This window comes from Microbacterium sp. NRRL B-14842 (genome assembly GCF_050470785.1).
Genome location: NZ_JBFLUM010000089.1, coordinates 1 through 12156, shown reverse-complemented (window position 1 = coordinate 12156; position 12156 = coordinate 1). Strand labels below are relative to the sequence as shown.

Annotated in this window: 12 protein-coding genes and 6 pseudogenes; 6 read left to right on the top strand and 12 right to left on the bottom strand. The window is 70.8% G+C overall.

Translation table 11 applies throughout. The annotated features are described in order from the left end of the window. The 6 genes and pseudogenes from AB1285_RS26390 to AB1285_RS26365 form a co-directional block, all read right to left on the bottom strand. Positions 1 to 1453: pseudogene (locus tag AB1285_RS26390) on the bottom strand (dihydroxy-acid dehydratase); the annotation flags it as partial. Positions 1454 to 1552: 99 nt separating this feature from the next. Further along, positions 1553 to 2260, bottom strand: coding sequence for a trehalose-phosphatase (locus AB1285_RS26385; RefSeq protein WP_429978220.1), 708 nt, complete (start codon positions 2258 to 2260; stop codon positions 1553 to 1555). A 39-nt stretch (positions 2261 to 2299) separates the two neighbouring features. Further along, positions 2300 to 3073 (bottom strand): trehalose-6-phosphate synthase, encoded by a 774-nt coding sequence (locus AB1285_RS26380; RefSeq protein ID WP_429978219.1) that lies wholly within the window; start codon positions 3071 to 3073, stop codon positions 2300 to 2302. Further along, on the bottom strand, positions 3042 to 3539 hold the full coding sequence (locus AB1285_RS26375; protein WP_429978218.1) for a trehalose-6-phosphate synthase: 498 nt from the start codon (positions 3537 to 3539) through the stop codon (positions 3042 to 3044). Before AB1285_RS26375 ends, AB1285_RS26380 begins: the two co-directional genes overlap by 32 nt. Next, entirely contained in the window at positions 3500 to 3709 is a 210-nt protein-coding gene (locus tag AB1285_RS26370; RefSeq protein ID WP_429978217.1) for a hypothetical protein, read from the bottom strand. The genes AB1285_RS26375 and AB1285_RS26370 overlap by 40 nt, the downstream gene beginning before the upstream one ends. Continuing rightward, complete coding sequence (locus AB1285_RS26365) at positions 3706 to 4602, bottom strand: hypothetical protein (RefSeq protein ID WP_429978216.1); 897 nt, start codon at positions 4600 to 4602, stop codon at positions 3706 to 3708. Before AB1285_RS26365 ends, AB1285_RS26370 begins: the two co-directional genes overlap by 4 nt. 630 nt (positions 4603 to 5232) lie before the next feature. On the opposite strand from AB1285_RS26365, the gene AB1285_RS26360 reads away from it, so the two are divergent. Further along, positions 5233 to 5565 (top strand): hypothetical protein, encoded by a 333-nt coding sequence (locus AB1285_RS26360; protein ID WP_429978215.1) that lies wholly within the window; start codon positions 5233 to 5235, stop codon positions 5563 to 5565. On the opposite strand, the pseudogene AB1285_RS26355 reads toward AB1285_RS26360, so the two are convergent. The 6 genes and pseudogenes from AB1285_RS26355 to AB1285_RS26330 form a co-directional block, all read right to left on the bottom strand. Then, a pseudogene (locus AB1285_RS26355) lies at positions 5555 to 6210 on the bottom strand (hypothetical protein). The gene AB1285_RS26360 and the pseudogene AB1285_RS26355 overlap by 11 nt on opposite strands. 73 nt (positions 6211 to 6283) lie before the next feature. Beyond that, positions 6284 to 6376 carry a hypothetical protein gene (locus AB1285_RS26350; RefSeq protein ID WP_429978214.1) on the bottom strand — a complete coding sequence of 31 codons (93 nt, stop codon included), beginning with the start codon at positions 6374 to 6376 and terminating at the stop codon, positions 6284 to 6286. Then, the gene (locus AB1285_RS26345; RefSeq protein WP_429978213.1) at positions 6373 to 6732 is read right to left on the bottom strand and encodes a hypothetical protein; all 360 of its coding nucleotides are present in this window, start codon (positions 6730 to 6732) and stop codon (positions 6373 to 6375) included. The genes AB1285_RS26350 and AB1285_RS26345 overlap by 4 nt, the downstream gene beginning before the upstream one ends. Further along, positions 6725 to 7387: pseudogene (locus AB1285_RS26340) on the bottom strand (3-oxoacid CoA-transferase subunit B). Before AB1285_RS26340 ends, AB1285_RS26345 begins: the two are co-directional and overlap by 8 nt. Before the next feature lie 120 nt (positions 7388 to 7507). Beyond that, a pseudogene (locus AB1285_RS26335) lies at positions 7508 to 7594 on the bottom strand (hypothetical protein); the annotation flags it as partial. Between the two features lie 265 nt (positions 7595 to 7859). After that, complete coding sequence (locus AB1285_RS26330) at positions 7860 to 8138, bottom strand: CoA-transferase (RefSeq protein ID WP_429978212.1); 279 nt, start codon at positions 8136 to 8138, stop codon at positions 7860 to 7862. A gap of 935 nt (positions 8139 to 9073) precedes the next feature. On the opposite strand from AB1285_RS26330, the gene AB1285_RS26325 reads away from it, so the two are divergent. From AB1285_RS26325 to AB1285_RS26305, 5 genes and pseudogenes are all read left to right on the top strand, one after another. Further along, a complete protein-coding gene (locus tag AB1285_RS26325; RefSeq protein WP_429978211.1) occupies positions 9074 to 9259 on the top strand; it encodes a hypothetical protein in 186 nt (61 codons plus the stop codon). Positions 9260 to 9508: 249 nt separating this feature from the next. Continuing rightward, a pseudogene (locus AB1285_RS26320) lies at positions 9509 to 10738 on the top strand (MFS transporter). A 58-nt stretch (positions 10739 to 10796) separates the two neighbouring features. Further along, positions 10797 to 10958, top strand: coding sequence for a hypothetical protein (locus AB1285_RS26315; RefSeq protein WP_429978210.1), 162 nt, complete (start codon positions 10797 to 10799; stop codon positions 10956 to 10958). Continuing rightward, positions 10955 to 11239 carry a YbaK/EbsC family protein gene (locus AB1285_RS26310; RefSeq protein WP_429978209.1) on the top strand — a complete coding sequence of 95 codons (285 nt, stop codon included), beginning with the start codon at positions 10955 to 10957 and terminating at the stop codon, positions 11237 to 11239. Before AB1285_RS26315 ends, AB1285_RS26310 begins: the two co-directional genes overlap by 4 nt. Before the next feature lie 78 nt (positions 11240 to 11317). Further along, positions 11318 to 11949: pseudogene (locus AB1285_RS26305) on the top strand (SOS response-associated peptidase). Positions 11950 to 12156 lie beyond the last annotated feature (207 nt).

Here is a 12156-nt window from a genome sequence, read left to right as displayed (position 1 = left end):
GTCCGTCAAGAGTAGTACATCTTTTCCGAGCCCCGCGCCCCTTGATGGCCGCGGTGATGGCGAGCATCTCGCGCTACCCGGTCCGCCTTGGGGCCCTCGTACCGGATGACGATGACCGTCCCGGCTCGATGGTCCCCGCGGCGACCAGCGTCCATGGCGGCGCGCTCGCGCTCGAAGACCCGCGCGGGACCCTCGAAGACGGCCGCGTCCGAAGCCGGCGGTCTTGACCACGGCACCCTCCGGAGCCCAGCGACCCGTGCAGGATCGTCCAGGCCGCCGGTGGCGTGATGGGGTTGTCGAAGGTGTGGATGACCTCGCCGTCGATCGGCTGCGGGTCGAGCTCGGCGAGGTTCTCGGCGAGCGTCTTGCCGGTGACGGTGAGCGCGTCGCCGTGCAGCAGCCCTTCGTCGAGCATCGCCTTCATGATGACGGGGATGCCGCCGTGCCGGTCGACGTCGTTCATGACGTACTTGCCGAACGGCTTCATGTCGGCCAGCTGCGGGACCTTGTCGCCGATGCGGTTGAAGTCGTGCAGGCTCAGCTCGACCTCGGCCTCCGGGCGATCGCGAGGAGGTGGAGCACGACGTTGGTCGAGCCGCCGAGGGCCATCGCGAGAGCGATCGCGTTCTCGAACGCCTCCTTGGTGAGGATGTCGCGCGTCGTGATGCCCTGACGGAGCAGGTTGACGACGGCCTCGCCCGACCGGTGCGCGAATAGTCGCGGCGGCGGTCGGCAGCGGGCGGCGCGGCGGAGCCCGGCAGGCTGAGCCCGAGCGCCTCGGCGACGGAGGCCATGTGTTGGCGGTGGTACATGCCGCCGCACGCGCCCTCACCGGGAGCGATGGCGCACTCGATGCGCTTGAGGTCCTCCTCGCTCATGAGGCCGGCACGGCAGGCGCCGACCGCCTCGAACGAGTCGATGATCGTGACGTCCTTCTCGGTGCCGTCGGAGAGCTTGACCCAGCCCCGGCGCGATCGACCCGGCGTAGAGGAAGACGCTCGACAGGTCGAGGCGCGCGCTGGCCATGAGCATGCCGGGGGATCGACTTGTCGCAGCCCGCGAGCAGGACGGAGCGTCGAGGCGCTCGGGCCATCATCACGGTCTCGACCGAGTCGGCGATGACCTCGCGCGACACGAGCGAGAAGTGCATCCCCTCATGGCCCATCGAGATGCCGTCCGAGACGGAGATGGTGCCGAACTGCAGCGGGTAGCCACCGCCGGAGTGCACGCCCTCCTTCGCCCCCTGCGCCAACCGGTCGAGGCTCAGGTTGCAGGGCGTGATCTCGTTCCAGCTGGACGCGATACCGATCTGCGGCTTGTCCCAGTCGGGCGTCCCCATCCCGACCGCGCGGAGCATGCCGCGGGAGGTCGTGGCCTCGATGCCGTCGGTGACGACGCGACTGCGGGTGCTTGATGTCGATGGGCGCGCTGGTGGAGGATCATGCGAGGACATGACGAGAGTCTATTCCTGCGCGACGGCCCTCTCGTTCGCGAGCGTCTCCAGAAGCGCGGCGATCTGTTGTGGAGAGTCCACACGGAGGGTCGCGGCGCTCTACCCCGGTCCGACGCGCACACCGAGGTCGCCCTCCTGCAGCACACGCATCGCATCCTCGTCTGTCACGTCGTCACCGGCGAAGAGGATGCCCGTCGCGTCGAAGCGCTCCCGAAGGGCGATCATCGCGGCGTCCTTGCCCTCGTTCCGCGACGAGAACTCCAGCACCCGATGGCCGGCGCGCCGGCGCCACTGCGGAAGCGCTCGGCGACGAGGGCGTCGATCTCGGCGAAGACCCTCTCCTCCGTCTCCCGGTCCGCGCGACGGGTGTGCAGCCCCATGCCGAAGGTCTTCGGCTCCAGCTCCGCGCCCTCGTAGCGGTCGATGATCGGCTGCGCGGCGGCCCACAGCTCCTCGCGCGCCCCGAGCTCGGTCGTGTCCCCCGGGGGCGTCGGCGGCACCCTCACCGGGGAACCAGTACTGCGCGCCGTGGGAGCCGGCGAGGACGACCACGGAGTCGTCGGTGTGCTCGGTGATCTCTCTGAGGTCGTGCATGCTGCGACCGGAGACGTAGGCGACGATCGTGTCGGGCATCGCCGCGAGACGGGCCATCTGCACGGCGACCTCCGGCAGCGCCCGCGCGGCCATCGGGTCCGCGACGAGCGGGGACGCGGTGCCGTCGAAGTCGAGGGCCACGACCAAGCGCGGCGTCGTCGCGAGGGCGGTGAGGTCGGCGTCGGCGGTTCCGGGGATCCAGGGGCGCGTCACGGTGTCTCCGATCGAGAAGAAGGTGTGCAGGGAGTGCGGTCAGCGGCGGCGGACGTCGGCCAGAGCGTCGAGGAAGGATGACGACCAGGCGTTCACATCGTTGTCCAGCACCGGCGGCGGAGGGAGCGCATGCGCCGCGCCTGCTCGGCGGGGGACATCTCCACCGCCTCCATGATCGCGTCCCTTGAGGCCCGCGATGTCGTGCGGGTTGACGCGCACCGGCCTGGCGGAGCTCGTCCGCCGCGCCGGTGAACTCGCTGAGCACGAGGACGCCGCGGGTTGTCCTGTCCGGGTGGCCACGTACTCCTTCGCCACCAGGTTCATGCCGTCACGCAGCGCTGTCACGAGCATGACGTCGGCCGCGAGGTACAGAGCGACCATCTCCTCGCGCGGGTACCCCTGGTGGAGGTAGCGGATGGCGGAGTGACCGACCGTGTCGTGGTCGCCGTTGATGCGGGCCACCGCGAGCTCGATCTCGTCCCGGAGGTGCGCATAGGCGTCGACCCGCTCCCGGCTCGGGCTCGCCACCTGGATGAGGGTGACGTCCTCCACGTCCAGGCGGCCGTCTTCGAGGAGCTCGCCGTATGCCTTGATCCGGTGCCCGATGCCCTTGGTGTAGTCCAGGCGGTCGACGCCGAGGAGGATGCGTTTGGGGTTGCCGAGGCTGGCGCGGATCTCCGCGGCCCGCGCCCTGACGTCTTCGCGGGCGGCGAGTTCGAGGTACGGGGCGGTGTCGATGGAGATCGGGAAGGCCTTGGCGATGGCCGTCCGCGAGCCCCCCTCATCCGGGACCGCGATGCTCGACCCCTTCACTCGTAGGCGCAGCCGGCGCCGGACCGCGGTGAGGAAGTAGGGTCGCGTCCTGCGCCCGCTGGAAGCCGATGACGTCGGCGCCGAGCAGTCCGCGCAGCACCTGGTCCCCGCCAGGGAAGCTGGGCATAGAGGCCGTGGGCCGGGAAGGGGATGTGGTGGAAGTAGCGATGGTGACGTCGGGGCGCAGCTCGCGGACCATCTGCGGCACCAGCTGGAGTTGATAGTCGTGCACCCAGACGGTGCCGTCCTGCGCGGCCGCGGCCGCGGCCGCCTCCGCGAAGCGTCGGTTCACCCGCACGTACGCGTCCCACCACTCGCGGTGATACTGCGGCGGCGCGATGACGTCGTGGTACAGCGGCCAGATCGTGTCGTTGGCGAAGCCCTCGTAGTAGTCGGCGACCTCGTCGGAGCTCAACGCCACCGGGATCAGGTGGATGCCGTCGGCGTCGAAGGCCTCGAGCTCCACGTCGGGCTGGCCCGGCCAGCGACCCAGGCGCCGTGTACGCGGCGCATCATGGGCTCGAGCGCGGCGACGAGGCCCGCCGGGCGACGTCCGCCAGGTCTCCTCGCCGTCGGGGCCACGACCCGGTCCACCGGGAGGCGGTTGGCGACGACGACGAAATCAGCAGCGGTCACAGGGGCACTCCTCGGTCCAGTAGCTTCAACCTATCGAGGATGCGCGCCGACCGCCGGTCCTCCCTCAGGCTTGACAGCGGACGCCGCGCGGTGCACACCGCTGAGAGCCCAGTTCCCGAGGCCCGCCGCGAACGCGATGCCGGGCCGCGATCATCGGAGGACGAGCGCAGCGGAGGTGCCGAGGCTCTCAGCGATCTCCCCGCCACCGCGGCGCCGATCGACTGACCGACGATCACGCCGGAGCCGAGCATCGTCATCACCGTCGCCGACCGGCCACGGGGGCTTCGAGCGGCTCCGAAGCTGTACTGGGTGACGAGGGTCGGACCGATGCCGATGCCCATGATGGCCAGGGCCAGCATCATGCCCGCCGGGGAGTCGACGATGCCGAGGAGCAGCGATCCGGCGAGCAGGATCCCCGAGAACACGAGCCAGCGCGCGCGCAGGGAGAACCGGACGGGGAGCCAGGCGACGCGAGGGCCAGCAGCGCGGAGCCGACGCCCATCACGCCGTACAGCAGCCCCGCCTGCTCCGGGGCTCCGAGGTCGGCCATGAACGAGGTGAGCGTGGTGAGCATGGTGCCGAAGAAGATCCCGACGCCGAGGATGCCGAGGGACGACGATGAGGAGCTGCGGACGGAACAGGTCGGACACGGCGGACGGTGCCCGACCGTCGTCGGTGCGGTCCTGGGAGACGTGCCGCCCGCTCGGGTGCAGGGCGAAGGCTCCGACGAACACCAGGGTCAGCGCGGCGGCCCCGACCAGCGGGGCCCACGGCGCGAGCGCCGAGGCGAGCACACCCACGAGGAAGGGCCCGAAGACGAAGACGGTCTCGTCCGCGGCCGACTCGTACGCCATCGTGCCGGAGACGGTGCGCGCGCGGCGCTCCGCGGGCATCCACTCGCCGAGATCGTCACCAACCGGGAGCGCGAGAGCGGCGCCACCTGGGGCGCGGTCGCGCCGATGCCGATCGCGGCGAGGAGCACGAACCCGTCAGCGGCCGGGCCGTAGACGACCGCCGTGAAGAGCAGGAGCATCGCCGCGTTGCCCACGGCGAGCGCGAGGAGGACCGTGCGCTGACCGAAGCGGTCGGCGGCGGCGCCCAGGAGCGGTCCGAAGCAGGCGGTACCGAGACCGACCGCAGCCGAAGTGAGTCCGCCGAGGGAGAGCGACCCCCGCGCCCGACACGACGACGGTGAGGACGCCGACCACCATCATGGCGAACGGCAGTCGCGCGATGAACGCGATGAGGAAGTACGGCAGGCCGGCGAGGCGGAAGAGGCTCGGCTCGGCGGTGTCAGGCGTGGTGCTGGTGTGTGTCATGGCTCTCGCGCGTCGATGACGCGTGTCGGGTGCCGCCGCTGTCGCCGGAGACGCCGACGGCCGGTAGATACACGGTTTCTGCGGCCGCGGGTGAACCGCGACCCTCCCATGATATCCGGTGGCCCTGGACGGACGCCCTGCCAGCCTCTCCCCCGGCTTGTCAAGGCTCCGTCCCCGCGCCCCGGCTGCGGGTACCGTAGGGGCATGCGCTACCTCTTCAGCACCGGACTCGTCGCCGCGATCTCGGCTGGGATCTCGCTGCTGCGCGGCACCCGCAATGAACCCATCACCTGGCGCTCGCTCCTGTCGTGGGTGAGCTGGGGCATCACGATGGCGCTCGCGGTCGGCGCGGTCGTCGACATGCGCCGCGAACGCCACGGCGTGCCGGTGGGACGCCGACTCCCCACAGTCGGTGAAGAGTCCAAGAAGGCGCAGCGTCTGCAGTTCCGTTCGCAGAAGGCCCTCGCCGATGCGCAGGGGCACGCCCAGGACAAGCGGTCCTGGACGCACCCCCGCGCCTCCCGCGTCAACGGGTGAGGATCAGCGCCTCGCCCTGACCGCCGCCGCCGCACAGGCCGACCGCCGCGGTTCCGCCACCCCCGGCGGGCCAGCTCGTGCGCGACGTGCACCACGAGACGTTGCCGGAGGCGCCGATCGGATGACCGATCGCGATGCCGCCGCCGTGCACGTTGACGATGTCGCCGTGCAGCCGAGCTCGGTCTGCGAGCGGGCGACCACGGCCCCGAACGCCTCGTTGATCTCCACGAGATCCAGATCCTGCGGCGTGATGCCCTGTTTTCGGCACGCCTGCTCGATCGCCCGCGCCGGCTGCGCCTGGAGCGAGTTGTCCGGGCCGGCGGTCTGGCCGCTCGCCCCGACGGTCACGAGCACCGGCCAGCCTTTGGCCTCGGCCGTCCCACGCGTCGTGACGACCACGGCGGAGGCGCCGTCCGAGATCTGGGACGAGTTGCCTGCGGTGATCGACCCGCCCTCGGCGAAGGCGGCACGCAGTCCCGCGAGGGTCTCCACCGTGGTCTCGGGGCGCACCCCCTCGTCTCGGGTCACCCGCACGGGCTCGCCCCTGCGCTGCGGCACCTCGACGGCGACGATCTCCGCGTCCAGCACCCGCCTCCTGGGCGGCGGCGGCCCGCTGATGCGAGAGCGCGCCACCTGGTCCTGCATCTCTCTGGTGAGCTCGTATCGCGCGTTGTGCCGTTCCGTCGACGCGCCCATGCTCTCCGGTCGTAGGCGTCCGTCAGCCCGTCGTAGGCATGTGGTCGAGGACCTCGACGGTGCCGTAGGTCCAGCCGTCGCGCGATCCCATGAGCAGGTGCGGCGCGCGGGTCATGGACTCCATGCCGGCGGCGACGACCACCTCGGCGTCCCCGCGTCCGGATCATGCGCGCCGCGTCGATCACCGCGGTGAGCCCGGACAGGCACACCTTGTTCACGGAGTGCGCGGGGCACGTCCCAGCCGATCCCTGCGCCGATCGCCGCCTGACGGGCGGCGTTCTGCCCGGATCCGGCGGCGAGCACCTGTCCCACGATCACCGCGTCGACGTCTGCCGGATCCACTCCCCCTGCTCCAGGGCGCGCGGATCGCGAACGATCGAGCTGCGGCGCGGTGAAGGCGGCGAGCTGTCCTTTCAGCCGGCCCTGCGGGGTGCGCGCCGCGGCGACGATGACGACATCGTTCTCACTCATTGCTCGGTCCTTCCGTTCTCCAGTTCCGGGGCGAGGCGGAGGACGGCTCCGTGGCCTCCCGTACCTGCTGCACCGTGACATCGGGCGCGACCTCGACCAGCACGAGGCCTCCCCGCGTCACGTCGATCACGCGAGGTCCGTGATGATCCGGTCCACGACGCCGCGGCCGGTCAGCGGCAGCGTGCAGGCGTCGACGATCTTCGCCGAGCCGTCCTTGGCGACGTGCTCCATCAGCACGATCACCCGTCCGGCGCCGTGCACGAGGTCCATGGCGCCCCCGGGGCCCTTGACCATCTTGCCCGGGATCATCCAGTTCGCGAGGTCGCCGGAGGCAGAGACCTGCATCGCCCGCGAGATGGCGGCATCGATCTTCCCGCCGCGGATCATGCCGAAGCTGAGGGCGGAGTCGAAGAACGCCGCTCCGGGGAGCGTGGTCACCGTCTCCTTCCCCGCGTTGATGAGATCCGGGTCGACCTCGTCTCCCGCGGTAGGGCCCGACCCCGAGGATGCCGTTCTCCGACTGCAGCACCACGGTCACGTCGGACGGGACGTGGTTCGGGACGAGCGTGGGCAGGCCGATGCCGAGGTTCACGTACGCGCCGTCCGGGAGCTCGACCGCAGCGCGCGCGGCCATCTGATCTCTGGTGAGCGCCATGTCAGGCTCTTCCGCGGCGACGGTCCGCCGCTCGATGCCGTTGGGGATGTCCTCGCCGACCTCGACGATCCGGTGCACGAAGACCCCGGGCAAGTGGATCGTGTCCGGATCCAGCTCCCCCGGTTCCACGAGCCGCTCCACCTGCGCGATGCACACGCGTCCGGCCATCGCGGCGAGCGGGTTGAAGTTCGGCTGCCTTGCGAACACGAGGTTGCCGTGCCGGTCGCCGCGCGCCGCATGCACAGGGCGAAGTCGGTGGTGATGGCTCCTCCAGCACGAACTCGCGGGGCTCGCCGTGCACCGCGAACGTGCGCACGTCCTTGGGCGGTGATCCACCGCGATCGATCCGTCGGGGTGATACCGGCGGGGCAGGCCCCCGTCGGCCACCTGGGTGCCGACGCCCGTCTGGTGTAGAACGCGGCGATCCCGGATCCTCCCGCTCGCAGCTTCTCGGCGAGCGTGCCCTGCGGCGTCAGCTCAGCTCGAGCTCCCCGGACAGGAACTGCCGCTCGAACTCCTTGTTCTCCCCCACGTACGACGAGGTCATCTTGCGGATGCGCTGCGCGGCGAGCAGCACGCCGAGCCCCAGTCCGTCCACCCGCAGTTGTTGCTCACCACGCTCAGGTCGGTCGTGCCCTGTGCGAGGAGCGCTTCGATGAGCGCGATCGGGTTCCCGGAAGAGTCCGAAGCCTCCGACGGCGAGCGAAGCGCCGTCCGGAATGTCGGCGACGGCGGCCTCCGCGGATTCCACTGCTTGTCGATCACGTCTGCTCCCTTCGGTTCCGTGTCCCACCAGCCTCCCGCCCCGGCGGAGTCACGGCCAGCTCCCTCTTGCGATGTGGACGCCCCGCCACTAGCGTCCACGATGTGGACACTGCGACGAACCCCGTCCCGGCACTCAGGCTGTCGCGCGGGCGGCGCGGCTCCTGCGACTGGTGACGGCCGCCGGCACCGACGGCGCCACCCTGCAGGAACTCGCCGGCAGCGCCGGTCTCTCCCGCCCCACGACGCATCGCCCTGCTCAGCGCCCTGCGCGTGGAGGGGCTCGTGGACCGGGACGGCGACAGCAGCCGCTGGATGCCGGGACCCGAGCTTTTCCTCATGGGATCCGTGGCCGCCGCTCGATACGACGTGACGGCCCTGGCCCGGGACATCGTGCGGTCGCTCGCCGTGAAGACCGAGGAGAGCGCCTTCTTCTCCCGTCCGGCGCGCGGACGAGACGGTCTGCCTGCTGCGCGAGGAGGGCTCGTTCCCATCCGCTCCTTCGTGCTGAGCGAGGGGTGCGCTTCCGCTCGGAGTGGCGAGCGCCGGCCTCGCGATCCTCGCGTTCCTCCCCGACCATGATGTGGATGCCTATCTGGAGCGCCATCCTGAGCTCGTCGAGAGCTGGGGCGCGCTCATGGCGAGCGCCCGCTGCGGAAGCGCCTCGCCGAGACGAAGGAACGCGGATTCGCCGTCAACCCCGGCCTGATCGTCGAGGGGAGCTGGGGCCTCGGCGCGGCGGTGTTCGACGTGCAGGGCGCCCGGAGTGGCGCTCAGCCTCACCGGTGTCGCCTTCCGCTTCGGCCCGGAGCGTCAGGCCGAGCTGGGCCGGATCCTCCTCGCCACGCCCATCAGCTCTCGGCGAGGATCGCCCACGCCCGGCGGTGACCTCGATACATATCAGTAGGTATATAACTTTCTGGTATGAATCGCTCGGAGGTCATCCCGTCACTCGTCCTGTCGGGGTACGCGCTGGGCCGCATCGCCGCCCAGGACGCAGGGAACGACGCCCCCGCGGCGCAGTGGCGGGTGCTCAGCCTGCTCGATCAGTCCGGTCCCCGCCGTGTCGGCGAGCTCGCCGCAGCAGCTCGCACCACGCAGCCGGGATGACCCGCTGCTCGGCACGCTCGAAACGCAGGGGTCTCGTGCATCGCTCCCCCGATGCCGACGACATCCCGTGCCACCGGTCGTCGCCGTGACCCGGGACGGGACGGCGGCCCTGACTGCCTGGCGCTCCGAGTTCCGGAGACGATCGCGCCGCGGTTCGCCGACCTCGACGACGATGACTGGCACGCCCCTCACCCGTGCGGCAGAGATCCTCGCCGCCCGCACCTCCGCAGACCGGACAGGAGAGATCCGTTGAACACCGCCCCCGCATCCCGCACCCCATCGGTCTGGAAGCAGCCCGCCCAGGTGTGGGCCGTCGCCTTCGCGTGCGTCGTCGCCTTCATGGGCATCGGCCTCGTCGATCCGATCCTCCCGGCGATCGCGGAGTCCCTGGAAGCGACGCGGTCGAGACGGAGCTCTGTTCACCAGCTACCTCTGGTCACCGGCCTCGCGATGCTCGTCACGAGCTGGATCTCCAGCCGGATCGGCGCCAAGGCCACGCTCCTGGTCGGACTCGGCCTGATCGTGGTGTTCGCCTTCCTCTGCGCGATCAGCGGCAGCGTCGACGCCGTCATCGGATTCCGGGCCGGCTGGGGTCTGGGCAACGCGCTGTTCATCTCGACCGCGCTGGCCACCATCGTCGGCGCGGCATCCGGCGGCAGCAGTGCGGCGATCGTGCTGTACGAGGCTGCTCTCGGCCTCGGCATCGCCGTGGGCCCGCTGCTCGGCGGCATCCTCGGCGAGCAGAGCTGGCGCGGACCGTTCTTCGGCGTCGTCGCCTGATGGCCATCGCGTTCATCGCCGTCCTGGTGCTGCTGCGAGGGCCGGGCGAGAAGCGCACCCCCGTGAAGTTCTCCGCCCCCTTCACCGCTCTGCGCCGTCCCGCTCTCGCGATCCTCGCCGTGGCCGCCTGTTCTACAACATCGGCTTCTTCGTGCTGCTGGCGTTCTCGCCGTTCCCCCTGGGCTTCGGGGACCATGGGCATCGGCCTGACGTTCTTCGGCTGGGCGTCGCCCTCGCGGTCACCAGCGTGTGGGTCGCGCCCGTGCTGATCGCGCGGATGCGAGGACCCACGTCATCCTCACCGTGCTGCCGCTGCTCGCCGTCGACCTCGTCGTCGCGGGGCTGGTGGTCGCCGAACCTGCCTCTCTCGTCGTGTGCATCATCGTGGGCGGCTGCTGCTCGGCGTCATGAACACCGTGCTGACCGAAGCCGATGGAGGCGACCGACCTCCCCCGCTCCGTCGCCTCCTCGGCCTACTCCGCGGTCCGCTTCCTCGGCGGCGCGATGGCCCCGCCGATCGCGGCGCTCCTGTGGCACCTGTTCAGCGCGACCGTGCCGTACCTCTTCGCCGCCGCCGCCGTCCTTCTGGCAGCGCTGACGATCCTCCTCGGCCGGAAGGTCCTCGCGCACATCGACGACGAACCTGCAGACGCGACCGCGGAGGACGCGGCGGCGATCCTCGTCGGTGACGCCGGCTGACCGCTCGACTACCGTGGGGGCATGAGCGACCCCTCTTCCTCCCGAGCGCAGCCGACGGGTGCAGGAGCACCTCCTTGCGGCCGGTGTCGAGACCGAGATCCGGGTCCTGCCGGACTCGGCACGCACCGCTGCGGAGGCGGCGGCCGCCATCGACTGCGACGTCGCCGCGATCGCCAACAGTCTCGTTTCCTCGCCGACGGCCGCCCCGTCCTCGTCATGACCAGCGGCGGGCACCGGGCGGATCTCGCCGTTCTCGCGCGGAGCATCGGGGCGCGTGCGGTGGCCATGGCGCAACCCGCCGTCGTCCGTGAGGCCACAGGACAGGCGATCGGCGGCGTGGCGCCCGTCGGCCATCCCGCACCCCTCCCCACCTTCATCGACAGCGCCCTGCAGCAGCACGACGCGATCTGGGCGGCGGCGGGCCATCCGCACACCGTCATGCCGCTGACCTTCGCCCAGCTGTCGAGCCTCACCGCCGGCACGGTGATCGAGGTCGTCTGACCGGATGTCCGCGCCATGCCCATGATGGAGGCGATACCGGCCGCGGTCGGGTGACCGACGACAGGGAGGCGACGACATGTGCGGACGATTCGCGAACGACGCGACGACGGACGAGCTGATCCGGGAGTTCGTCCCGAGGGCGGCCGACCGGAGGACTGGTGGAAGTCCTGGCACGGCGCCTACTCGATCGCGCCCACCGAGAGCGCCCCCATCGTCCGGGACCGGGGTGAGGGCCACATCCTCGAACTCGTGCGGTGGGACTGGCAGAGTCCCCCCAACCGTCCCCAGCGCGCCCCGCTGATCAATGCACGGATGGAGAAGCTCGCCGCCGGATTCTGGGCGCCGGCGTTCTCCGCGGCCCGCTGCCTCGTCCCGATGCGCGGGTACTTCGAGTGGACAGGTGAGAAGGGCACAAGACGCCGCATTTCCTCCACGGGGACGGCCTGCTCGCCGCCGCCGGCCTCACCTGGTCGATGGAGCACGAGGGCGAGAAGGTGCGCTGCTTCGTCGTCGTCACCAGGGAGGCGCGCGACGCCGGCGGCGAGGTGCACGACCGGATGCCCGCCTTCCTGACCCCCGACACGTGGGACGCCTGGCTCACACCGGAGAAGCTCGCCGGGCAGACCAAGTTGGACACGCTGGCAATGCTCGATCACACCTCCGCCGACGTCGCGGCGACGCTCCGCGGCACGTCGTGGACCGCAAGGTGAGCAACACCCGCACCGTCGACCCGTCCGATCCCACGCTTCTCGATCCGGTGGCCTGAAACGGGGAGACACGCGACGACGCACGACACCCCGGTCGGGTAGGAGAACGGGCAGAAGTGTGAAACGCTGAGCACACCCCACACCAGCGGTCATCGCGTCCGCGCCTCTTGGCACAGGTTCCCGTGGCGAGAAGGGAATCTTGCAATGGGC